The organism is Arthrobacter sp. 10L424 (assembly GCF_056395325.1).
In genome coordinates, this window is record NZ_JBFTJH010000014.1 from 1 (window position 1) to 23,435 (window position 23,435).

At 66.9% G+C, this 23,435-nt stretch carries 17 protein-coding genes; 3 read left to right on the top strand and 14 right to left on the bottom strand.

Going from position 1 to position 23,435, the window contains the following annotated elements:
- Nucleotides 1-397: 397 nt before the first annotated feature.
- Genes AC1DC5_RS18265 through AC1DC5_RS18275 form a run of 3 tightly spaced genes read right to left on the bottom strand, consistent with a single transcriptional unit; the run spans nucleotide 398 to nucleotide 8,032 of the window.
- On the bottom strand, nucleotides 398-4,156 hold the full coding sequence (locus AC1DC5_RS18265) for a 1,4-alpha-glucan branching enzyme (RefSeq protein WP_476866097.1): 3,759 nt from the start codon (nucleotides 4,154-4,156) through the stop codon (nucleotides 398-400).
- Nucleotide 4,157: 1 nt separating this feature from the next.
- The gene (gene treS, locus AC1DC5_RS18270; protein WP_441406772.1) at nucleotides 4,158-5,954 is read right to left on the bottom strand and encodes a maltose alpha-D-glucosyltransferase; all 1,797 of its coding nucleotides are present in this window, start codon (nucleotides 5,952-5,954) and stop codon (nucleotides 4,158-4,160) included.
- Between the two features lie 5 nt (nucleotides 5,955-5,959).
- Nucleotides 5,960-8,032, bottom strand: coding sequence for an alpha-1,4-glucan--maltose-1-phosphate maltosyltransferase (locus AC1DC5_RS18275; protein WP_441406773.1), 2,073 nt, complete (start codon nucleotides 8,030-8,032; stop codon nucleotides 5,960-5,962).
- Nucleotides 8,033-8,174: 142 nt separating this feature from the next.
- Between AC1DC5_RS18275 and glgP the strand changes: the two genes are divergently transcribed.
- A complete protein-coding gene (gene glgP, locus AC1DC5_RS18280; RefSeq protein WP_476866098.1) occupies nucleotides 8,175-10,793 on the top strand; it encodes an alpha-glucan family phosphorylase in 2,619 nt (872 codons plus the stop codon).
- 74 nt (nucleotides 10,794-10,867) lie between these two features.
- Here the strand turns inward: glgP and AC1DC5_RS18285 are convergent, their stop codons facing one another.
- The 3 genes from AC1DC5_RS18285 to glgX form a co-directional block, all read right to left on the bottom strand.
- Entirely contained in the window at nucleotides 10,868-11,224 is a 357-nt protein-coding gene (locus tag AC1DC5_RS18285) for a barstar family protein (RefSeq protein ID WP_476866099.1), read from the bottom strand.
- An 8-nt stretch (nucleotides 11,225-11,232) separates the two neighbouring features.
- Entirely contained in the window at nucleotides 11,233-11,727 is a 495-nt protein-coding gene (locus AC1DC5_RS18290) for a guanyl-specific ribonuclease (RefSeq protein WP_441406776.1), read from the bottom strand.
- Between the two features lie 62 nt (nucleotides 11,728-11,789).
- Nucleotides 11,790-13,904 (bottom strand): glycogen debranching protein GlgX, encoded by a 2,115-nt coding sequence (glgX, locus tag AC1DC5_RS18295; protein ID WP_476866100.1) that lies wholly within the window; start codon nucleotides 13,902-13,904, stop codon nucleotides 11,790-11,792.
- Between the two features lie 117 nt (nucleotides 13,905-14,021).
- On the opposite strand from glgX, the gene AC1DC5_RS18300 reads away from it, so the two are divergent.
- On the top strand, nucleotides 14,022-14,825 hold the full coding sequence (locus AC1DC5_RS18300; protein WP_476866101.1) for a carbon-nitrogen hydrolase family protein: 804 nt from the start codon (nucleotides 14,022-14,024) through the stop codon (nucleotides 14,823-14,825).
- Between the two features lie 629 nt (nucleotides 14,826-15,454).
- Here the strand turns inward: AC1DC5_RS18300 and rlmB are convergent.
- The 6 genes from rlmB to AC1DC5_RS18330 form a co-directional block, all read right to left on the bottom strand.
- Entirely contained in the window at nucleotides 15,455-16,441 is a 987-nt protein-coding gene (gene rlmB / locus AC1DC5_RS18305; protein WP_441406779.1) for a 23S rRNA (guanosine(2251)-2'-O)-methyltransferase RlmB, read from the bottom strand.
- A 123-nt stretch (nucleotides 16,442-16,564) separates the two neighbouring features.
- Entirely contained in the window at nucleotides 16,565-18,034 is a 1,470-nt protein-coding gene (gene cysS, locus AC1DC5_RS18310; protein WP_476866102.1) for a cysteine--tRNA ligase, read from the bottom strand.
- A gap of 55 nt (nucleotides 18,035-18,089) precedes the next feature.
- Nucleotides 18,090-18,419 carry a hypothetical protein gene (locus AC1DC5_RS18315; RefSeq protein WP_476866103.1) on the bottom strand — a complete coding sequence of 110 codons (330 nt, stop codon included), beginning with the start codon at nucleotides 18,417-18,419 and terminating at the stop codon, nucleotides 18,090-18,092.
- 43 nt (nucleotides 18,420-18,462) lie between these two features.
- A complete protein-coding gene (ispF, locus tag AC1DC5_RS18320; protein ID WP_476866104.1) occupies nucleotides 18,463-18,999 on the bottom strand; it encodes a 2-C-methyl-D-erythritol 2,4-cyclodiphosphate synthase in 537 nt (178 codons plus the stop codon).
- 2 nt (nucleotides 19,000-19,001) lie between these two features.
- Nucleotides 19,002-19,820, bottom strand: coding sequence for a 2-C-methyl-D-erythritol 4-phosphate cytidylyltransferase (gene ispD / locus AC1DC5_RS18325; RefSeq protein WP_476866105.1), 819 nt, complete (start codon nucleotides 19,818-19,820; stop codon nucleotides 19,002-19,004).
- Between the two features lie 185 nt (nucleotides 19,821-20,005).
- Nucleotides 20,006-20,488: a CarD family transcriptional regulator gene (locus AC1DC5_RS18330; RefSeq protein WP_024367191.1), complete on the bottom strand. Its 483-nt coding sequence runs from the start codon at nucleotides 20,486-20,488 to the stop codon at nucleotides 20,006-20,008.
- A gap of 327 nt (nucleotides 20,489-20,815) precedes the next feature.
- Between AC1DC5_RS18330 and AC1DC5_RS18335 the strand changes: the two genes are divergently transcribed.
- Entirely contained in the window at nucleotides 20,816-21,358 is a 543-nt protein-coding gene (locus tag AC1DC5_RS18335) for a hypothetical protein (protein ID WP_476866130.1), read from the top strand.
- A gap of 117 nt (nucleotides 21,359-21,475) precedes the next feature.
- Here AC1DC5_RS18335 and AC1DC5_RS18340 read toward each other — a convergent pair whose 3' ends face one another.
- Together AC1DC5_RS18340 and AC1DC5_RS18345 are read right to left on the bottom strand one after the other, a co-directional pair.
- Complete coding sequence (locus tag AC1DC5_RS18340) at nucleotides 21,476-22,156, bottom strand: winged helix-turn-helix domain-containing protein (protein WP_441406784.1); 681 nt, start codon at nucleotides 22,154-22,156, stop codon at nucleotides 21,476-21,478.
- Nucleotides 22,153-23,406 carry a sensor histidine kinase gene (locus tag AC1DC5_RS18345; protein ID WP_476866131.1) on the bottom strand — a complete coding sequence of 418 codons (1,254 nt, stop codon included), beginning with the start codon at nucleotides 23,404-23,406 and terminating at the stop codon, nucleotides 22,153-22,155. The genes AC1DC5_RS18340 and AC1DC5_RS18345 overlap by 4 nt, the downstream gene beginning before the upstream one ends.
- Nucleotides 23,407-23,435 lie beyond the last annotated feature (29 nt).

The window sequence follows — 23,435 nt, forward strand, 5'->3', positions numbered from 1 at the left end:
CCACGGGGTGGCGCAACCTGGTCAATTCAACCAATTCAATACAATAAATTGGTATCAACAAACTTGGCACACTATTGAGTTCTCAAACAACAGACACACCCGGCACCACCACAACCTCAGCCGTGGATCGCTCCGGAGCAACTTATCTAGTTTACCGGGCCGCTTCACCCTTGTCAAATCGGCATCCCGACTCAGTCTCGCCGTGAGGCATCTGGGTCTTGTTGGCCGATCAACTCCGGGGAGCAGCGCGGAAATAAACTCTACCACCACTTCGCCCTGGTGACAAAGGGGCGCCGCTGCGCCCTCCTGCAGGGCGCCAAAAAAGCCCGGAATCACGGGGATTCCGGGCTCTTCGGCGAAGGTCAGCCTGCCCGCTGCCGGGGCAGCGGGCCCGGCGTCAGCTCACGGGTTTGAAGTACGCGGCACCCAGGGGAGGCAGCGTGACAGTGAGGGTGGCCGGCTGACCGTCGATGTCCACGTCCGTTGCCGTCAGGGTGCCCTTGTTCAGGACGCCGGATCCTCCATACGTGTCGGCGTCGGTGTTCAGCACTTCCTGCCACTCCCCCACCGCGGGGACGCCGAGGAGGAAGTCGGTGTGCGGCCCGCCCGAGAAGTTGAAGGCGCACACCAGCGGGTTGCCCGCGGCATCCCGGCGGATGAAGGTCAGGACGTTGCGGTCCGAATCTCCGCCGTTGATCCACTGGAAGCCGGCGGGGTCGTTGTCCTGTTCGTAGAGCGCCGGCGTGGCGCTGTAGAGCTCATTCAGGTCCTTGGTCAGGAGCTGCATGCCCCGGTGCGCCGGAATTTCGGCCAGCCACCAGTCCAGGCCGTGCTGCTCGGACCATTCGGCTTCCTGGCCGAATTCTGTGCCCATGAAGATCAGCTGTTTGCCCGGGTGCGCCCACTGGTATCCCAGGAAGGTGCGCAGGTTGGCCAGCTGCTGCCAGCGGTCTCCGGGCATTTTGCGCAGCATCGATCCCTTGCCGTGCACAACCTCGTCGTGGCTGATGGGCAGCAGGAAGTTCTCCGTGTAGGCGTAGACCATGGAGAAGGTGACGGTGCCGTGGTGCCACTTGCGGTTGAACGGATCCTCGGAAATGTACTTGAGCGAGTCGTGCATCCAGCCCATGTTCCATTTGATGCCGAAGCCCAGGCCGCCCTGGCTGGTGGGCGCTGTGACGCCAGGGAACGCGGTTGATTCCTCGGCGATCATCACCGCGCCGGGGTGCGTCTTGTAGACCGTGGCGTTGACTTCCTGCAGGAAGGAGATGGCCTCGAGGTTTTCCCGTCCGCCGAACCGGTTCGGTTGCCATTGCCCCTCCTCACGGGAGTAGTCGAGGTAGAGCATCGAGGCGACGGCGTCCACGCGCAGGCCGTCGATGTGGAATTCGTCGAGCCAGTACAGCGCGTTGGCGACGAGGAAGTTGCGGACCTCGCGGCGGCCGAAGTCAAAGATCAGCGTTCCCCAGTCCGGGTGTTCGCCAAGGTTCGGGTCGGCGTGCTCGTACAGCGCCTCGCCGTCGAACCGGGCCAGCGCCCATTCATCCTTGGGAAAGTGAGCCGGCACCCAGTCCAGCAGCACGCCGATGCCGGCCTGGTGGAGTTCGTCCACGAGGTACCGGAATTCGTCGGGGTGGCCGAAGCGCGACGTCGGGGCGAAGTAGGACGTGACCTGGTAGCCCCAGGATCCGCCGAAGGGGTGCTCTGCCACCGGCATGAATTCCACGTGGGTGAAGCCAAGCCATTTGACGTAGTCGACCAGCTCCTTGGCCAGTTCCCGGTAGCTGAGACCGACCCGCCAGGAGCCGAGGTGCACTTCATAGACACTCATTGGCGAGTTGTGCGGGTCCTGCCCGGCCCGGGCCTCCATCCACTCTGTGTCCTTGAAGGCGTAGGAGGGCTCGACGACGCGCGACGCCGTCAGCGGCGGGACCTCGGTGCCGAACGCGAGCGGATCCGCCTTCTCCACCCAGTAGCCGTGCTTGGTCCGGAGCTCAAATTTGTAGCACGCCCCTGCTACAACGCCCGGGATAAAGAGTTCCCAGACCCCGGAGGAGCCGAGGGACCGCATCGAGTGCTGCCGCCCGTCCCAGCCGTTGAAGTCGCCCTTGACGCGCACCGCCTGGGCGTTCGGCGCCCACACGGCGAAAGAAACGCCGTCGACGTCACCCATGGTGGACTTGTAGTGCTGGACATGTGCGCCGAGCACATCCCAGAGGCGCTCGTGGCGGCCTTCACCGATCAGGTGCAGGTCCAGTTCACCGATGGTGGGCAGGTAGCGGTAGGGGTCATCGGCCGCCTGCGGTGCCTGGCCCTCGTAGATTACTTCCAACCGGTAGTCCGGCACGTGCCCCGAGTCCACCGGCTCCAGCACGGCAACCCATACTCCGCCGGACTCGTGTGTCATCGGGAAAGTGCCGGCAGCGGTCACAACGGAGACGGCTTCGGCGAGGTGCTTGACCGTGCGGATGGTGACGTGCCCGTGGTCATCGAGGTGGGCGCCCAGGACCGAGTGCGGCGCATGGTGTTCGCCGGAGGCGACCCGCGCCAGGGTGTCCGCATCCACCGGCATGGGACTTCCTGGACGATCGATACGTGCTGAACCTGTCATTTTGATACCTTCCGCTGCGGCTTCGGCCGGGACGCCGGAGCCAGTACTGCCGAGGAGACGACGTGATGCGTGGACCGGAATGGGGAGCCAGTCCGGTCTGTTCCGTAGTTCGTAGATGACTTCGTAGAGCGCTTTGTCGAGCCAAAGCGCCACGAAGAGGGGCGAATCCCGGTCGATGCTGCCGGGGATGACTTCCGCGTAGCCGGCCAGGAAGGCCTCGGCGCAGTCATCGACCCAGGATTCCGGGACGTCCGCGTCCGGGTGCTCCCGGACGGCCGCGCCGGCGGCGTAGTCAAAGGACCGCAGCATTCCCACAACGTCGCGCAGCGGGACATCCGGGAAATTGCGCTCAGAAATCGGCCGGAGGGGCTCCCCCTCAAAATCGAGGATGGCCCAGCGCGGCGCCTGCCCGGCACCGCCCGGAACCTGGAGGATCTGCCCGAGGTGGAGATCCCCGTGGATCCGTTGCAGGGGCCCGGCGCCGCTGCCTTCGAGCCGCACGAGGAGCCGGTCCAGCGCTTCACCATAGGGGCCGACGGCGGTCCCGGCCTGCGCCCAGGATTGCCGCACGCGCTCGGCCACGCCGGGCGCAATGTCGCCGCCGGGAACGGATTCGGAGGCGACGCCGAGGGCCTCGGCCAACCGGCGGTGCACTGCTGCGGTGGCGGCGCCCAGCGCGTGGGCCTCGCCGGTGAAACCCCGCCCGCCGCTCGCCGCATCGACGGCGAGCCGCCAGGCATCCAGTCCGCCCGCAAGAAACTCGTGCGCCACTGCCAGTTCGCCGACCGCGGATCCGACTCCGTCCTGCCCGGACGGGGGCTCCCACTCCCCGGTCACCCAGCCGAGGGTGGCCGGCACTTCAACGGTGTGTCCGGCGGTCAGGGCAGCACCGATTTCCACCTCCGGGTTCTGGCCTTCGGACAGTACCCGGAAAAACTTCAGGATCGCGGCGGATTCTCCGTCGTCGACGATCACCGAACTGTTGGACTGCTCCCCGGAGAGGACTTTCACGACCCCGGTGGCCCGGGGCAGGACGTAGCCCGACGCAACGAGGTGGCCGGTCGCATTCCCGGACGGAGTGCTGCCGCCGCCGCGCATCAGTTCCAGCCATGCCGCGATGAACGCCGGATCGTGGACGCCGTCGTAGATCCACCGGGCACCGGGCGCTCCGGCGGAAGTCTCCGCCCCGGCGGATCCGGCCGGGCCCGAGGTTCCGGCGGGACCCGGCCCGGAAATCTGACCGATCAGCGCTGATTCCGCCCCCGCCAGGGGCGTGCTGCGGATGCTGAGCGGGACCTGGACGACGTCGGTACGGGAGCCGTCCGGCGTCGGGTAGCTCACGGCCAGCAGCAGCACCTCGAGTCCGGCAGCGGTGGCGCCGCCAGGTCCGGCGGCGCTGCCAGGTGCGTCCGGGCCGCCGGCGAGGCTCAGGCCCCCGGCCGGTTCGAAGCTGAACGCCGCGCTCTTCACGGGGAACCAGCGCTGGCGCGGAAGCCAGCCGCCGAGCAGTCCGCTCAGGGCAGGGGTAAGGGTCGGCCAGGTCATCTCAGCCTTCGATGGACAGGATCGGCATGGCCTGCGTGTGGGGCGACGCCGGGTTGGAAGCGGCCGAACGGATCCGCAGCCAGAAGAAATCGTGGCTGCCCAGGGTCAGCGTCAGGGTTCCGTCGTCGGAGATCGCCGGGAACGCCTGCCCGCCGAACACGTCCCGCAGGCCGCGGCCGGCGAACCTCGGAACCCGCAAAGTGGTGGCCACCGGGTGCTGGGACAGGTTGAAGGCGCACAGGACAGTCTCCGGCTCCTCACCGGCGGCGTTGCCGGCCGGCAGTTCGCGCAGGTAGGCGAGGACGACGTCGTGGTCCGCTTCGACGTGCTCGAAGCCGCCCAGCCCGAAGGCCGGGTGGTTCTTCCGGACACTGAGGATTTGGCGGGTCCAGCGCAGCAGCGAACCGGAATGTGCCGCCTCGGCCTCCACATTGGCCATGCTGTAGTTGTAAACCAGCGACTGGATCACCGGGAGGTAGAGCTTGCCCGGGTCGGCATTGGAGAACCCGGCGTTGCGGTCCGGGTTCCATTGCATCGGCGTGCGGACCGCGTCGCGGTCCTCGAGCCAGATGTTGTCGCCCATGCCGATCTCGTCCCCGTAGTAGAGGAACGGGCTGCCGGGCAGGGAGAGCAGCAGGGCGTTGATGAGTTCGATCTCGGAGCGGGAGTTGTCCAGCAGCGGCGCGAGCCGGCGCCGGATCCCGATGTTGGCGCGCATGCGCGGGTCCGGGGCATACCAGCCGAGCATGGCGGCCCGCTCGTCGGCGGTGACCATTTCCAGCGTTAGCTCGTCGTGGTTCCGCAGGAAGGTGCCCCACTGGGCGCCTTCGGGGATGTTCGGTGTGTCCTTCATCGTTTCGATGATGGGCGCTGCCTTCTGGTCCCGCAGCGCGTAGTAGAGCCGCGGCATGATCGGGAAGTGGAATGCCATGTGGCATTCCGGTTCTTCCTGGCTGCCGAAGTACTCCACCACTTCGGCCGGCGGCTGGTTGGCCTCGGCGATGATCACGCGGCCCGGGTAACTTTCGTCGACCATCTTGCGCAATTTTCGCAGGAACTCGTGGGTCTGCGGCAGGTTCTCGCAGTTGGTGCCCTCTTCCTCGAAGAGGTACGGGATGGCGTCCGCACGGAATCCGTCGATGCCCTGGTCCAGCCAGAACCTCACGACGTCGAAGAGCGCGTCGATGACTTTGGGGTTCTCAAAGTTGAGGTCGGGCTGGTGGCTGAAGAAGCGGTGCCAGAAGAACTGGCGGCGGATCGGGTCGAAGGTCCAGTTGGATTCCTCCGTGTCCACGAAGATGATGCGGGCGTCTTCGTACTTCTCGTCCGTGTCGCTCCAGACGTAGAAGTCGCCGAACGGCCCCTCCGGATCCTTGCGGGATTCCTGGAACCACGGGTGCTGGTCCGAGGTGTGGTTCAGCGGGAGGTCGATGATCACGCGCACGCCGCGGGCATGGGCCTCCGCGACGAGGCGCTTGAAATCGCTGATGGTGCCGAATTCGTCGAGGACGGAGTTGTAATCCGAGATGTCGTAGCCGCCGTCCCGGAGCGGTGACTGGAAGAACGGCGGGAGCCAGAGGCAGTCGACGCCGAGCCACTGCAGGTAGTCCAGTTTCTCGATCAGCCCGTGGAAGTCACCGGACCCGTCGCCGTTTCCGTCCGCGAACCCCCGGACCAGCACTTCGTAGAAGACCGCCTTGCGGTACCAGTGGGGATCATGCTGGAGGCCGGGCGCGTTCAATTCAAAGGTGCCCTTCGGGCTGAAGTGCTGGCTGGGGTTCGTCGCGCTGAAACTCACTCGTGCTACCTCCGGATGCTAAGAATGTGCGCGGGTTCCACGTGGGCGTCCAGGCGAACGTAGTTGTACTCGCCCCATTCCCAGCTCTCGCCGGTCACCAGATCATCCACCAGGAAGCGGCCGTTGTGCGTCAGGTTCTCCGGGTCCAGCTCCAGTGCCGCCAGGTCCAGGGTCACCGTGCTTTCCCGGATGCCGTGCGGGTCTACGTTTACGACGACGATGAGCGTGTCCTTGGTGCCGTCGGGAAGGGTCTTGTGCTTCGAGTAGACGACTGTGGCGTTGTCCGTGCTTGCGTGCACCGTCAGGTTCTGCAGGTCCCCGAGGGCGGGGTGTGCCCGGCGGATCGCGTTGAGCCGGGTGAGGTATGGGGCCAGCGTCCGGCCGGATTCGGCCGCGGCGTCCCAGTCACGGTCCTTGTACTCGAATTTCTCGTTGTCGATGTACTCCTCGGCGCCGGGCCGGGCCACGTGCTCGTAGAGTTCGAAGCCGGCGTAGACGCCCCAGATGGGACTGGCAGTGGCAGCCAGTGCGGCCCGGATTTTGAACGCGGGCGGCCCGCCATACTGCAGGAATTCGGTCAGGATGTCCGGGGTGTTGACGAAGAAGTTCGGCCGGAAGAATGCCGGCGATTCGTGGCTGACCTCCTGGAAGTACTCCTCCAGTTCCTCCTTGGTGTTCCGCCAGGTGAAGTAGGTGTAGGACTGCTGGAAGCCGGCCCGCCCCAGCGCGTGCATCATGGCCGGGCGGGTGAACGCCTCGGCGAGGAAGACGACGTCGGGGTGCTTCTTGTTGACCTTGGCGATCAGCCATTCCCAGAACCACACCGGCTTGGTGTGCGGGTTGTCGACGCGGAAGATCTTGACGCCGTGGCTCACCCACAGGAAAACGATGCGCAGGATCTCGTTGGAGAGGCCGGCGGGGTCGTTGTCGAAGTTGAGCGGGAAAATGTCCTGGTACTTCTTCGGCGGGTTCTCCGCGTAGGCGATGCTGCCGTCAACGCGGGTGGTGAACCACTCGGGGTGGCTTTGGACCCAGGGGTGGTCCGGCGCGGCCTGCAGCGCGAGATCCAGGGCGACTTCCAGCCCCAGTTCCCCGGCCCGCGCCACGAAGGCGTCGAAGTCTTCAAACGTGCCGAGCTCCGGATGGATGGCGTCGTGGCCGCCCTCCTTGGCACCGATGGCCCAAGGGGAGCCCGGATCGTGCGGCCCGGCGAGCAGCGTGTTGTTCGGGCCCTTGCGGTGCTGGATGCCGATCGGGTGGATCGGCGGCATGTAGATGATGTCGAACCCCATGGCCGCGACGGCGTCGAGCCGCTGGGCGGCCGTGCGGAAGGTGCCGGAGGTCCATTCACCCGTGCCGGGGTCGCGGACGGCGCCTTCGGACCGCGGGAAGAATTCGTACCAGGAGCCCCGGCCCGCGAGCTCGCGCTCCACCAGCAGGGGGTAGTTCTCGGAGACGGTCACCAGTTCGCGGATCGGCTGGCGGTCGACGACGGCGGCCACCTCGGGGCCGAATCCGGCGGCGAGGCGCTCCTCGGGCGTCTTGCCGGCGTCGTTGAGCCCGACGACGGCCATCCGCAGGGTCCGCCGGTCCGCGGACGGGCGGGATGAGTCCTCGGAGGCTTCGGAGAGCAGCGCGGCGCCCTCGGCCAGCATCAGCTCGACGTCGATGCCGGCTTCGACCTTAACCTCGGCGTTGTGGTGCCAGGTGCCGTAGCGGTCGTGCCAGGCCTCGATGACGAAGGACCAGTTGCCCGTGGCGGTCGGGGTCAGCAGGCCTTCCCAGCGGTCGGTTCCCTTCCCGCGGTTGCCGCGGGGCGGGGCGAGACGGACGCGCTGTCGTTCTTTTCCGCGGGGATCCAGCAGGACAGCGCTGACGCCGAGCAGGTCGTGGCCTTCGCGGAAAGCGGTGGCGCCCACCACCAGGGTTTCTCCGACGACTGCCTTGGCAGGGAATTTTCCGCCTTCGACCGCAGGCTGTACAGCGGTGATCGGAAAACGGCCAAAACGAAGGCCTTCCGTGATCAGGGCCTTCGGCTTTTGCTTGGACACGGCACTGGTTCGCGAGTTAGTCGTCACAGGCTCGACGTTATCGACAAATCGGCCAGATTGCTAAGCCTGCTCAGTTTTTCCGGAGGTTTTCCGGAAGCCGGTCCGTCATTTATACAAAAGAGACTTAAAGCGGTTCCGGGCCCCCGACTTGTCGGTTAGTGTTTCGCTGGTGAAGGCAATCCGCAGATTTACCGTCCGAACCGTTCTTCCCGAGCCGATCCGGCCGCTTGCCCGCCTGGCCACGAATCTTCGGTGGTCGTGGCACCGGCCCACCCGGCAGCTTTTCGAGGGCCTGAACCCGAAAATCTGGGCCGAGAGCTCCCACGATCCGGTGCGCTTCCTCGGCCTGGTCAGCAGGGAGGAGCTGCAGCGCCTCGCCGCAGACCAGGACGTGGTGCAGCGGGTCCACGCCGCCGCCGAGGACCTCGACCAGTACCTCGAGCAGCCCCGCTGGTACCAGAGCCTCGGCGACGGTGCGCCGGCGTGCATCGCCTACTTCTCCCCCGAGTTCGGCATCACCGAGGTGCTGCCCCAGTACTCCGGCGGCCTCGGCATCCTCGCCGGCGACCACCTGAAGGCAGCCTCGGACCTTGGCGTGCCGCTGATCGGCGTCGGCCTGCTCTACCAGGCCGGCTACTTCAAGCAGTCCCTGTCCCGTGACGCCTGGCAGCAGGAAACGTATCCTGTCCTGGATCCCGACGGGCTGCCGCTGACCCTGCTGCGCGAAGCTTCCGCCGACGGCAACGGCAAGCCCATCCAGATCTCACTGCCGCTCCCCAACGGCCGCCGCCTGCTGGCGCACGTCTGGCGGGCCGACGTCGGGCGTGTCCCGCTCCTGCTCCTGGACTCCAACGTGCCGGGCAACGACGAGGCCGCGCGCGGCATCACCGACCGCCTGTACGGCGGCGGCGGCGACCACCGCCTCCAGCAGGAACTCCTGCTCGGCATGGGCGGTGTCAAAGCCCTGCGCGCTTTCCAGCAGCTCACCGGCAGCCCCGCGCCGGAAGTATTCCACACCAACGAGGGCCACGCCGGTTTCCTCGGGGTGGAGCGGATCCAGGAAATGATGTCCGCCGCGGAACCGCTGACCTGGGACGAAGCACTGGCCGCCGGACGCGCCTCCACCGTGTTCACGACCCACACCCCGGTCCCGGCCGGCATTGACCGGTTCGAGGTCTCGCAGATCCAGCACTTCTTCGACGCCGGGCTGGCTCCCGACGTTCCGGTGGCCAAAATCCTGAACCTCGGCCGCGAGGACTACACCGACGGCAACCCGTTCGTGTTCAACATGGCCGTCATGGGCCTGCGGCTGGCCCAGCGCGCCAACGGTGTGGCCAAGCTGCACGGTGTAGTGTCCCGCGGCATGTTCTCCGCGCTGTGGCCCGGATTCGACCACTCCGAGGTGCCCATCACGTCTGTCACCAACGGCGTGCACGTGCCCACGTGGGTGGATCCGCGCGTCTCTGCCCTGGCCCGTGACCAGTTCGGCTCCGACGCGGAAGAGCAGGGCCGCTGGGACCTCGCCTACAACGTCAGCGACGAGGACGTGTGGGCCCTCCGCCGCGAGATGCGCGTGTCCCTCGTGGAGGACGTCCGGCGCCGCCTCCGGGCCGCCTGGAAGAAGCGCGGTGCGGCCGACGCCGAGCTCGCCTGGACGGATTCCGTGCTGGACCCGGACATCCTGACCATCGGTTTCGCCCGGCGCGTGCCCACCTACAAGCGGCTCACCCTGATGCTGCGCGAGCCCGAGCGGCTCAAGGCGCTGCTGCTGCACAAGACCCACCCGATCCAGCTGGTCATCGCGGGCAAGTCGCACCCGGCCGACGACGCGGGCAAGAAGATGATCCAGGACCTGGTCCGGTTCACCGACGACCCCGCCGTGCGGCACCGGATCGCGTTCCTGCCCAATTACGACATCGCCATGGCCCGGACCCTGTTCCCGGGCTGCGATGTGTGGCTGAACAACCCGCTGCGTCCGCTGGAGGCGTGCGGCACCTCCGGGATGAAGGCCGCCCTGAACGGCTCGCTCAACCTCTCCGTCCTGGACGGCTGGTGGGACGAGATGTACGACGGCGAGAACGGCTGGGCGATCCCGACCGCCAACAACGACGCGTCCCCCGAGGAACGCGACGACATCGAGGCCGCTGCGCTGTACGAGCTGCTGGAGACGCAGGTCGCCCCGCGCTTCTACGGGCTCACGGTGTCCGACGGCGCCGGCGCTGCCGGGCCTTCGACGTCGGGGCCGCAGGCTGTCCCCACGCACTGGGTCTCGATGATCAAGCACACCATGTCCCACCTGGGCCCGGCGGTCTCGGCGGACCGGATGCTGAAGGACTACGTCAACGTGCTGTACCGCCCTGCCGCCGTCGCCGGCCGCCGTGCCGTGGCGGACAATTTTGCCGAGGCGAAGGCCCTCGCGGCCTGGACCTCACGGGTCCGGGCCGCCTGGCCCCAGATCCAGGTGGAGCATGTGGACTCGGTGGGTGTGTCGGAGGACCCGCAGATCGGCGACATGCTCCAGGTCAATGCCTACGTGGGCCTGCGCGATCTCACCCCGGATGATGTGTCCGTCGAGGTGGCGTACGGCAAGGCGGAGGACAGCGACGAGCTGGCCGACGTCACGGTGGCGGAGCTGAAGGCGATTGAAGACCTCGGCAAGGGCCGGCATCTTTTCAGCGGCACGGTGGTGATCGACCGGTCCGGTTCCTTCGGTTACACGGTCCGGGTGCTCCCGAAGAACACGGCCCTCGCGTCCAAGGCGGAACTGGGCCTGATCGTCAACGCCTGACCCGCGGGTTGCTTCCCGAACAGCAGCGCCGCACCCCGGATGTCCGGGGTGCGGCGCTGCTGTCTGTTGCGGATTTAGAGGCAGACGGCGATGACGGCCAGGTTCTTTCCGGCGTAACGTTCCGCGTCCTGCAGGATTTCGCAGATGACGCCGAAGGAACGGTCCGCGCGGAAGGCTGAAGGGACTTCCCAGATGAACGTGATCGGGGCCTGGTCGTCGTCGGAGATTGCATCGGCGAAGTCGTGCAGGGAATCGTTGAGGGCGTCGAGGTTCACGCCGTAGTCCTCCGGGAAGTCCAGCGTCTCCGCGAACGTCTCGAGGACGGTTCGCTTGGTGTCAGCGGCGGGAATCAGCACCGTGCGCCGGCCGGCGTCGGCCACCAGGGCCTGCAGTTCCTCGATGGTCCAGGTGTCTGCGGAGTAAATCTTCATGGGTTCCTTTATTTTCCTTCGATGATGAATTTGAACGAGTTGTAATGGTCCGCGGTGTAATACTTCTCGCCCGCTTTTCCGGCCACGATCCGGCGGGCGCCGCGGTCCGATTCGCCCGGCGTCGGGACCGTGTATTCCTTGTAATAGCCGGAGGACTTCCGCGGAAGAACGCGCTCGAAATTGCCGAAAGTGACGTCATCGCGGGTGTACGGATAGGGGCCGCCCCGGGCAATGAGCGCCAGCGTCCGGCGGGCTTCGTCGGGAAGTTCCGAGGCCAGCACTTCCGGCAGGCCGGACGTGTTTGCGACGGCCGGCGTCGCGGGCGGGTTCACGACGGCGGACGATGCCGGCGCCGCAGGCGGGCTGGTGGCTGGCTTGGTGCTGGCAGGCTGGCCGGCGTCGGGCGGCGCCGTTCCCTGCTGCGGCATGCCGGCCAGCACAAACGCCAACACCACCAGCCCGGCCAGCAGGGCAAGCAGGGCCGTCAGCCGCTGGAGCTTCACTTGTGGTTCCCCTATGCCTGGATCGAGGGCCGGACTGCGTTTGCCCGCTATTTTGCCCGTTATTACGTGCGGTAGATGTTGATGGAATTGGCCTGCACGACGTCGCGCTCCCCCGAGGCGACCCGGACGCCCTGGCGCCGGTCATGGAGCCCGGACGTGGTCAGGCGCAGTTCGAAGAGCCGGTGGCCGGTGCCGTCCTCGTTGCTGAGCGGCGGCAGCGTGACCTTGACGTCCTGGACTCCGCCGTTGACCACCACGAGTCCGTCCACGTGGCCGTCGTCGGAACCGAGCAGGAGCTGCACCACACGGTGCCCCGGATCCTGCCAGCTGTCTCCGGCCATCGGCTCGCCGCGCTCGTCGAACCAGTGGAAGTAGGACTGCTTATCGCGGGTCGGGTAGTCGTGCGGCTGCCCGGCGAGGAATTCCTTGCGGAGTCGGATCACGCGTTTGGTGGTGCGCAGCATCGAGTGTGATTCGGGAGTGCTGGTCCAGTCGATCCAGGTCATCGGGTTGTCCTGGCAGTAGGCGTTGTTGTTGCCCTGCTGGGTGCGGCCGAGCTCGTCGCCGGCGGTGATCATGGGCACGCCCTGGGAAATCATGAGCGACGCCATCAGGTTGCGGCTGGACTGCGCACGCCGGGCGAGGATGTCCTCATCCTCCGTGGGGCCCTCGAAGCCGTGGTTGTAGCTGCGGTTGTCGCCGTGGCCGTCACGGTTTTGCTCGCCGTTGGCCTCGTTGTGCTTGCGGTCGTAGGACACGAGATCGGCCAGGGTGAAACCGTCGTGAGCTGTGATGAGGTTGACCGAGGCGAGCCGGGACCGGCCGGACGGCTCGAACAGCCGCGCGGAGCCAGAGAGTGCGTCGGCGAGGCGGGCCACGGAGCCGCCCTGCCCGCCGCCGTCGATCGCGGCGCGGTCGGCGAGCCAGAAGCTGCGGACGGCGTCGCGGAAATGATCGTTCCAGTCCACCCAGCCGGCCGGAAAACGGCCGGTCTGCCAGCCGCCGTAGCCGATGTCCCAGGGTTCGGCGATGAGTTTCGTGGCCGACAGCACCGGGTCGGCGCCGATCGCGACGAGGAACGGGTGCCGGGGATCGAATTCGTTGGCGGCATTGCGGGCCAGCGTCACCGCGAGGTCGAAGCGGAAGCCGTCGATGTGGAACTCGGTCACCCAATAGCGCAGTGAATCCAGGACCAGCTGCACCACGCGGGGCTCGCCGAAGTTCAGGCTGTTGCCGCATCCGGTGGTGTCCACGTACTTGCCTTGGCCGTCATTGCGGTAATACGTCATCTCGCCCAGTCCGCGGAAGCTGAGCGTCCGGCCGTCCGGGCCACCCTCGGCAGTGTGGTTATAGACGACGTCGAGGATCACCTCGAGCCCGGCGGCGTGCAAGAGCTTGACCATGCCCTTGAACTCGTCCTGGACGGCCTGCGGGCCGGCCGCCTGCGCCGCCGCCGTGGCGTAGCCGGGGTGCGGGGCGAAGAACGCGGCGGTGTTGTAGCCCCAGTAATTCGTCATGCCGAGGTTTTGCAGGTGCGGTTCGTCCACGTGGAAGTGCACCGGAAGGAGCTGGACGGCGGTGACCCCCAACGCGATCAGGTGCTCGATCATGGCCGGGTGGGCCAGCCCGGCGTACGTGCCCTGGAGGTCTTCGGGGATGTCCGGGTGGAGCTTGGTCTGGCCCCGGACGTGCGCCTCGTAGATGATCGTGTTGCGCCACGGGACCCTGGGACCGCGGTCATTGCCCCAATCGAAGCCGCTTTCCATCCGGACGCTCGTGATGAAATCGTCGCGCTCATCCACGGCCCGGCCATAGGGATCCAGCAGCAGCGGCTGCTCGCCGATTGCATCGAAATCAGTGGCGGGCATGGACAGCGGGAGCGCCTCATGGTCCGGGGAGGCCCGGAACCCGTACCTCGAGCCGGCCGGGATGCCTTCGACGATGCCGTGGTGCACGCCGTCGGTCACGTTCGGCAGCGTTTTGAGTTGCCAGATGCCGCCGGGCGCCTGGTAGGCGATCTCGAGGGTGGTCACCCCGGGCGCGTAGACAGCGACATTCGCGAAGGCACCCCGAGGGTCGTCCGTTGCGGGCGACCCGGTGACCGGAACGCTGATTCCCAACGGAAACGCGCGAGAGGCGTCTACCGTGGAAGCTGTGTCTACGTAGGGCATAACCATTGCTTAAAGTTTAGCGGGGCCGAACAAATAACCCCGGTTCCTGCTTTTCCTGACGAAGTGCAGTGTACGGAATAACGGCGTTGCATACTGGAACAAGCGCCGAAATTGGAGGTAACAGTGCGGATTGCACTCGCTCAAATCATCACCGGACGCGATCTGGCCGAAAATCTGGCCCTCGTGGCGGACTACGCGGCCCGGGCCAAAGCCGGCGGCGCCGAGCTCGTGGTGTTCCCCGAGGCCACGATGCGTGCCTTCGGCAACTCGCTCCTGGACATCGCGGAGCCGCTGGACGGACCGTGGGCATCACGGCTGCGCGCCATCGCCGCGGACCAGGACATCGTGATCGTCGCAGGCATGTTCACCCCGGGCGCCGGGGGCGACAGCGGCAAGGTGCGCAATACCCTGCTGGTCACGGGCCGCGGCATCGAGACCAGCTACGACAAGATCCACCTCTTCGACGCCTTTGGCTTCGCGGAATCAGACACTGTCGACGCCGGCACCTCGCCCGTCACCTTCGAGTTCGACGGCGTGACCTTTGGCCTGGCCACCTGCTATGACATCCGTTTTCCGGCACTGTTCACCGAAAACGCGGACCGGGGCGCCGAGGTCAACATCGTGTGCGCATCCTGGGGCTCCGGCCCCGGCAAGGCCGACCAGTGGAAGCTCCTGGCCCGGGCCCGCGCCGCGGACTCCACCACCCTGGTCCTCGCCTGCGGCCAGGGCGACCCCGCCAGCCAGGGCATCGAGCCCAAGGGCGCGGCGCCCACCGGCGTCGGGCACTCCGTAGTCGTCTCCCCGTTCGGAGAAGTCCTCGAAGAGCTCGACGGCGCCCCCGGCTTGCTGTTCGCCGACCTGGACCCCGCCGTCGTCAAAGAAGCCCGCACCAAACTCCCGGTCCTCGCCAACCGCCACAAGTTCTAGGCTGGCCGCGGGTTCGCCCGTGGGCACTTTCGCCGTGGTCACCCTCGCTGTGGTCACGTTCCGCGGACACCGGCGCCTTGCCGTCGCTTAGACACCTCCCGACGCCTACTTCGGCCGCTGGGCGGCCTCATCCGGCTCTGGTCGGCGATGCGCTCCTTTGCAAGACCCCGCCGCCCGCTCGATTTCAACTCACTTTTGTCGAGGTACTCCGGGAAAACGACGCTCCCTCACCTTTCGCCGTTTAACTGGAAACGCTCCCTCACGAGACGTGAGAGAGCGTTGCCCGAATTGTCGCCAGACGTGCGGGAGCGTCTGCCGTCCGCCCGCCAAAAGTGCGGGAGCGTCCGCCGTCCGCCCGCCAAACGTGCGGGAGCGTCCGCCGTCCGCCCGCCAAACGTGCGGGAGCTTCCGCTGTCCACGCGCCAAAGGTGAGGGAGCGTCAGAGCCGGTACCGGAGTTTTGCAAAGGAGCGCATCGCCGACCAGAGCGGGGTGAGGCCGCCAGCGGCCGAACGGAGCGTCGGGAGGTGTCTAAGCGACGGCAAAGCTCCGGTTCCGGCGGACCCAACCACAACTCAGGCGACGGCAAAGCTCCGGCGGCGACGGACCAACCGCAGAAACCCGCGAAGGTTACTTGGCGGCGCGCTGGCGGGAGATTTCGTAGAGGGAGATGCCGACGGCCATGGAGGCGTTGAGCGATTCCATGGCGGAGTCGATCGGGATGGAGACGATCTGGTCGCAGTTTTCGCGGACCAGGCGGCTGAGGCCCTTGCCCTCGGAACCGACGACGATGCAGACCGGCTCGGTGGCCAGGGCGAGGTCGGGAAGCGAGACGTCGCCGTCGCCGTCGAGCCCCAGTACATAGATACCCATGTTCTTGAAGGCTTTCAGCGTGTTGTTCAGGTTGGCGGCGCGGGCCACGGGGACGCGGACGGCGGCGCCGGCGCTGGTCTTCCAGGCCGAGGCGGTGACGCCTACGGAGCGGCGCTCCGGGACGATGACGCCGTGGCCACTGAACGCCGAGACGGAGCGGATGATCGCGCCAAGGTTGCGCGGGTCGGTGATGCCGTCGAGCGCAACGAAGAGCGGCGCGTTGGCGACGTGGCCCTTCTTCCAGGCATCGATGGTCTCTTCCGCGAGCTCGTAGGCGTCCTGATACTCGTACGGCGGGATCTGCAGCACGAGGCCCTGGTGGATGGCGTCATCCGTCATCCGGTCCAGTTCCGGCTTGCCGGTCTCGAGCAGCGGGATGCCACGCTCGGCCGCGAGCTTAAGGGACTCCTTGACGCGGTCGTCCATCTCGATGCGGATGGCAACGTGCAGGGCCTTGGCCGGGATGCCGGCGCGCAGTGCCTCGACGACGGAGTTGCGTCCGGTGACGACTTCCTCGGTGGCGCGGCCCTTGGGGCCGGAGCGGGCACCGGCGTTGCGCGGGGCTCCCGGGCGCTTGGCGGCGGAGCGTTCCGAGAGCTGCTTGTTCTTGTGGGCCTTGTGGTACGGGCGGTCCTCCGCCTTGGGCGTCGGCCCCTTGCCCTCAAGAGCCTTGCGGCCGTGGCCGCCGGTTCCGACGGTGGGGCCCTTCTTCAGTTTGACCGAGCGGCGACCGTTGTTGGCCATGAGTTTCACCCTTTTAACTACGCGATTTGTTGATAAGTCTGAACTCCAGTCTACTGACTCGACTTAAATCCTCGACCGCGGGGGTTGGCGGTGCCATGGTTCAGCGCCGGGAACGGCCCCGGATCAGCCGCGTTTGAGGGCCCAGTTTGCGCCGTCGGGGCCGTCCTCGACGACGACGCCGGCGGCGGCGAGGGTATCGCGGATGGCGTCCGAGGCGGCCCAGTCCTTGCTGGCGCGGGCCTGAGCCCTGGCCGAGAGCTGCGCCTCAACGAGGACGCCAAGGGCGGTGTTGCCCTGTTCGTCCACGGCCGGCGTGGCGGTGTCATTGAGACCAAGGACACGCAGCATGTCAATAACGCTGGCGAGTGCCTCCCGGGCGGCGTCGAGCTCTCCGGCAGTCAGCGCGGTGTTGCCCGCCCGGACGGTGTCGTGCAGGGCCGCGAGGGCCTGCGGGACGTTGAGGTCGTCATCCATCGCGGCCGCAAAGGCGGCCGGGACGGTGCCGTAGCTGGCGAAGCCGACGCTGACGGGGGTGCCGCCGTCGACCCCGGCGAGGGTCCGGACGGCGCGGCTGATGAAGCCATCGATGCGCTCCATGGCTGCTGCAGCTTCCTGCAGGGACGTCGGCTGGTAGTCCAGCACCGAGCGGTACTGCGCCTGGCCGAGGTAGTACCGGACCACCCGGGGCGGCGCGAGTTCCAGCATTTCGGCCGGGCTGACCGTGTTGCCGATGGACTTGGACATCTTTTCGCCGGCGTAGGTGACCATGCCGTTGTGCATCCAGAAGTTGGCGAAGCCGTGGCCCGCGGCCTGGGACTGGGCCATCTCGTTTTCGTGGTGCGGGAACCTCAGGTCCAGCCCGCCGCCGTGGATGTCGAACTCGGTGCCGAGGTACTTGGTGACCATCGCGGAGCATTCGAGGTGCCAGCCCGGACGGCCGGCGCCCCAGGGCGAGGCCCAGCTGGCCGTCGTCGGTTCCCCGTCCTTGTGGCCCTTCCAGAGGGCGAAGTCGCGCGGGTCCTTCTTCCCCCGGGGGTCGGCATCGGGAGCCCCCTGCATGTCGTCGAGTTTTTGGCGCGTCAGCGTGCCGTATTTGTCCCAGGAGCGCACGTCGAAGTACACGTCGCCGGAGCCGTCGAGGGCCGGGTAGGCGTGGCCGCGGTCGATCAGCTGCTGGATGAGGGCGTGCATTTCCGGGATGTGTCCGGTGGCGCGCGGCTCATAGGTGGGGCGGGAGACGCCCAGGGTGTCGTAGGCCTTGAGGAATTCCTGCTCGTAGCGGTAGGCCAGTGCCCACCACTCCTCCTCGCGGACGGAGCCCGGCTCGTCCTCAAAGTCGGGGGCGAAGGAATCCGCGGACTTGGCGAGGATCTTGTCGTCGATGTCGGTGACGTTGCGGACCGAGGTGACGCGGAATCCGCGGTACTGCAGCCAGCGGGTGAGCTGGTCGAAGGCGATGGCGGAGCGGATGTGCCCGACGTGCGGCATGCCCTGCACCGTGGCGCCGCAGTAGTAGAGGCTCACTTTGCCCGGAACCAGGGGGACGAAGTCGCGGACTTCGGCGGATGCAGTGTCATAGAAGCGCAGGGTCACCGCTCCAGATTAGCCGATGGCGTTCGCGCCCCGGGGTCCGGACCGCGCCGGGCTCCTACTTGCAGTACTCGCCGATCTTGTTCATCTGTTCCGCGAGCTGTTTGGTCTGTTCATCGCTTTTGGCGCCGAGGGACGAACCGGAGACCTCCTTCATGACGTCGGCCATCTTCTGGATGGGGGCCGCCACCTCGGGAGCCACCTTGTCCGCGACCTCCTGGTAATGCTTGGAGATCTGTTCCGCCTGCTGCTGCTGGTTGCCGGTGGGAACGAAGGTGTCCTTGTTGAGGAACGCGCAGCTGTCCGGGATGCTCATCTTCGGCGTTCCGGCGCAGCCGGGCAGCAGCAGTCCGGCCACAAGCACGACGGCGGGCAGCAGCTTTTTCACGGGGAGTCTCCTGGTGTTGTGCGGAAAGGATCTGCACTCAAGCCTAGGCGACGGGCTCCGAAGACGCCGAGCCGGCCGGGTAGACCAGTGCCGTGGCCGTGGCCGCGATGCCTTCGCCGCGGCCGGTGAAGCCCAGGCCGTCGCTGGTGGTGGCCGAGACACTCACGGGAGCTCCAGCGGCCTCGCTCAGGACCCGCTGGGATTCCTCCCGGCGGGGGCCGAACTTGGGCCTGTTGGCCACGAACTGCACGGCGATGTTCCCGATCTCGAAGCCCGCCGCGCGGACGATCCGCGCGGCCTCGGCCAGCAGGGTCACGCCGGAGGCCCCGGCGTACTCCGGGCGGTCGGTGCCGAAATGCGTTCCGAGGTCCCCGACGCCGGAGGCGGAGAACAGGGCGTCGGCTGCGGCGTGGGCGACGGGGTCGCCGTCGGAGTGGCCGGACAGTCCGCGCTCCCCGTCCCAGAACAGCCCGCCGAGCCAGAGTGGCTGGGGCGCGTCCGCGGGGGCGTAGGCATGGACGTCGATGCCGATGCCGGTCCGCGGGATGACGGGCAGCGGGGCGTTCTGGGGTCCGGACATGGTCAGCCTTCCACCCAACGGGCACCCAGCGGGCCTTCGAGGAGGCCCTCGGCAATGATCAGGTCCAGCGGCGTGGTGATCTTCAGCGACTGGCTGGCGCCGCGGACCGCGTGGACGGGGACGCCGAGGAGCTCGACCAGCATGGCGTCGTCCGTGACAGCGGCCGCCTGGCCGTCATCGAAGGAGGCCGCGGCCTCGTGGGCGCGCCGGAGGGTGGCAAGGTCGAAGCCTTGCGGGGTCTGTACGGCCCGCAGCGTCTCCCGGGCTGCGGTGCCGGTGACAAGCTCGGGGGCGATCGCGGCGCCGTCGCCGGTGGTCGGTTCCACTGTCTTGACGGTGTCCACGACGGGGATGGCCGGGATGACGGCCAGGGCGCCGGCCGCGAGGGCGTGGGACACCCGGTGGAAGACGGCCGCGGGCGTCAGTGCGCGGGCGGCGTCGTGGACCAGGACTGCTTCCGTGGCCGGCAGGAGGGCTGCCAACGCGGCGCGGACTGACTCTGCGCGGGTGGCGCCGCCGTCGACAATGGTCACGATGGGGGGCTGACCGGCGCCCCCGGTGCCAGGCGTGCCCGGGTGTTCGGCTTTGAGGGCCTGGGCGAAGTCGTCGCAGAGCGCGAGCAGCTCCTGGTCGCCGGGCGGAATGGCGACGCAGATCTGTTGCGCGATGCCGGCCGCCGCGACGCCGCGCAGGGCGTGGGTGAGGATGGTGTCGCCGCCCAGGGGAACCTTGGCCTTGGGCATCCCGTAGCCCAGGCGCTGGCCGGAGCCTGCGGCCACGACGATGACCGCGGTGACGGGGTTTCTCGGTGCAGAGTCCATGCGCACAAGACTACGTCCCCGCGCCAAGGAACATCCCGTTGAGCTATCAGTTCTGGTGCTTCCGGGGCGCTCAGAGCGACCACAAGTGACAGAGCAACCAGGGTGGCGGCGGCCGAAAGAGGGCAAGAAGAAACCCCGGCAGCTGTTACGCCACCGGGGTTCGATTCTTGTCTTTCGACTGTTGCTTAGGAAGCCAGGACCTCGTCGAGAACGCTTGCAGCCTTCTCTTCATCAGTCTTCTCAGCCAGTGCCAGTTCTGAAATCAGAATCTGGCGGGCCTTGGCCAGCATGCGCTTCTCTCCTGCGGAGAGACCCCGATCGTGATCGCGGCGCCACAAGTCGCGGACGACCTCTGCCACCTTGATGACGTCACCGGAAGCAAGCTTCTCCAGGTTTGCCTTGTATCGACGTGACCAGTTGGTGGGCTCTTCAGTGAACTCGGCCCGCAGCACTTCAAACACGTGCTCCAGACCTTCTTTGCCCACTACGTCCCGGACCCCAACCAGGTCAACGTTTTCTGCTGGAACTTCAATGGTCAGATCACCCTGAGCCACCTTGAGCTTGAGATACATCTTCTCTTCGCCCTTGACAGTGCGCATCTTGATTTCTTCAATTTTTGCTGCACCGTGGTGAGGGTAAACTACTGTCTCGCCGACCTCAAAAACCATGTGGACATTCCCCTTTCCCGCAGACCAGTTTATCACGTTTAAGGCATACGTCTGCCATGGAACGCACCCAAGAACCGCATGAATACGGGGAAAATGGCCTAAACGGCCCCTCCAGACCCCTTGACGAAAGCGGATATTAGTGCATTGCCCTCCCTTTGCCAAGGGCGCGCTGCTTCCCCGCGAGAGGCCCTCCCGACGCCGGATCCGGCGGCCATGTGCACGGTTATGTGTAAGGCCCGAATCATCGTTTGGCGTCGATTGCCGATAGGCTATGGCTGAAGAATGTTCCAAGACTCTCAAGGAGTGCGTGACGTGGGTTTCACTGCGATGAACCGGGGCCAGCGCGGCAAGCTGGCAATGGCAACGGCTGCACTGGCCATCGGCCTGCTGTCCGTAACAGGCTGCGGCTACATCAACCCCCAGCAGACCACCGAGCATTACGCTGCTTCGGACGGAACGCAGGCCAACGTAGGCCCGCTGCAGCTCCGCAACATGATGATCATCTCCGGGGGTGAGGACAAGCCCGGCCGTGTGATCGGCGCTGTCTACAACTCGTCCTCCGAGGACGTGACGCTGACCATCGTCGGCGCCGCCGGCTCCCAGACCCGGGTTCCGGTCAAGCAGAACTCGTACACGCTGCTCAACGATTCCACGGACGAGGCCATCCTGAGCACCACCGGCGGCGCTCCCGGGTCCCTCGTCGAAGTGAGCATCACCGAGGACGGCACCAACCAGAACGCCAAGTTCAAGGTTCCGGTACTGGACGGGACGATCTCCGACTACAAGCAGTACCTGCCGGCAGGCAGCGAGCCCACAGGCTCGGCCACGCCGACGTCGACCCCGTCGCCGACGAGCAGCGCAAACCACTAGTTTCCACACAAAAGGAGGGGCACCCGGTTCGGGTGCCCCTCCTTTTGTCTGTGTCGACTTTGTTGGCGCCGGCGTGGGCCGGCTGTGCGCCGCCGGCCGGTTGCTGGTCCTCCCGGTTTAGGGGTCGAACTTGTAGCCCAGGCCGCGGACCGTGATCAGGTGCCGGGGCGCAGAGGGGTCCGGCTCGACCTTGCTGCGCAGCCGTTTGACGTGGACGTCCAGGGTCTTGGTGTCCCCCACATAGTCCGATCCCCAGACGCGGTCGATCAGCTGCCCGCGGGTCAGGACCCGGCCGGAGTTCCGGAGCAGCATTTCCAGCAGCTCGAATTCCTTCAGCGGGAGGGAGACCGGTTCGCCGCCGACAGTGACCACATGCCGCTCAATGTCCATCCGGACCGGGCCCGCCTGCACGGTGCTGGACACCAGTTCCTCGGGCTCGCCCTGGCGGCGCAGCACGGCCCGGACACGTGCTACCAGTTCCCGGGACGAGTAGGGCTTGGTGACGTAGTCGTCGGCGCCGAGTTCCAGCCCCACCACTTTGTCGATCTCCGCGTCCTTCGCCGTCAACATGATGACCGGGACAGATGAGCGCTGCCGCAGTTGCCGGCAGACCTCGGTGCCCGACTGTCCGGGCAGCTGCAGGTCCAGCAGCACCAGGTCGGCGCCGTTGCGGTCGAATTCGGTGATGGCGTCGATTCCGTTGTCCACCACCTCCACCTCGAACCCTTCCTTGCCCAACAGATAGGACAAAGGGTCGCTGAACGACTCTTCGTCCTCGACAACTAGAATCCTGCTCAAGCGGTAGCTCCTTGCTCATGGGCGCCTGCGGCGTCATGTCGTATGGGTCGTTGGTTCTGGGACGGGCTGTGGTCCGCGGGAGGGGCGGCCACACGGGCCGCCGGGCCGCGCGCCTCGGCAACGCCGTCGTCCTGGCCTTCCAGCTCCGGAAGCCGGATGGTGAAGGTGGAGCCCTGGCCGGGCTGCGACCAGAGGGTCACCTCGCCGCCGTGATTGGCGACCACGTGCTTGACGATGCTCAGGCCGAGACCGGTGCCGCCGGTATGGCGGGACCGTGCGGCGTCCACGCGGTAGAAGCGTTCAAAGACGCGTTCCTGGTCCTCCGGGCTGAGCCCTCCGCCCTGGTCCGTCACGGACACGGCCACGAGGCCGTCCTTGGACCGGATGCCGATCCCGACGCGGGTGTTTTCCGGGGAGTAGCGGATGGCGTTGTCGATCAGGTTGCGCAGCGCCGTCACCAGCTGGTCCTGGTCGCCGTAGACCATGGCGTCCGCATGCCCGCCGACGACGAGGTCGATGGCTTTGCTTTCCGCCGGCAGCTGGGACCGGTCCACCGCCTCGGTGACGACAGTATTGATGTCCACCGCCCGTCCCTGCTGCGCGACGTTGGCGCCCTGCAGCCGGGAGAGTTCGATGATGTCCTGCACCAGGGCGGCCAGCCGGGCGGACTCCTTGTGGGTGCGTTTGGCGAAGCGGCGCACGGCCTCCGGGTCGTCCGCAGAGGACTCAAGCGCCTCCGCCAGCAGCGAGATAGCCCCGACCGGGGTTTTCAGTTCGTGGGAGACGTTGGCAACGAAGTCGTTCCGGACTTCCTCGGTGCGGGTGACCTCGGTCCGGTCGTCGGCGAGCAGGAGGATGTATTCCTCCGCGATCACGGCCGCCCGCACCTGGACCACGATGGTGCCCTGGCCCAGCGGACCACGCGGCAGTTCGAGGAGCCGTTCGAGGATGACGCCGTCACGCCGCACCTTGGCCGTCATCTCCAGCAGCTGCTGGTGGACGAGGGTGTGGCCGCGCACCAGGCCGTAGGCGTAGGCGGCTGGGCTGGCCCGGACGACGCCGTCGATCGCGTCCACCACCACGAAGGCTCTCCCGACGGCGGCGAGCACCTCGGCGGCTCCGTCGGGAAGGGAGGGATCCTCGAACTCCACGTCGACGAGTTTGCGCTGTTGCTCGCTGACCCGGAACGCGAGCACGCCGAAGACGCCAAGCGACAGGCCGATCAGGCCGGCGATCACGCCGATGAGCATTGGATCCACGGCTCCAGCTTATGCTCTGG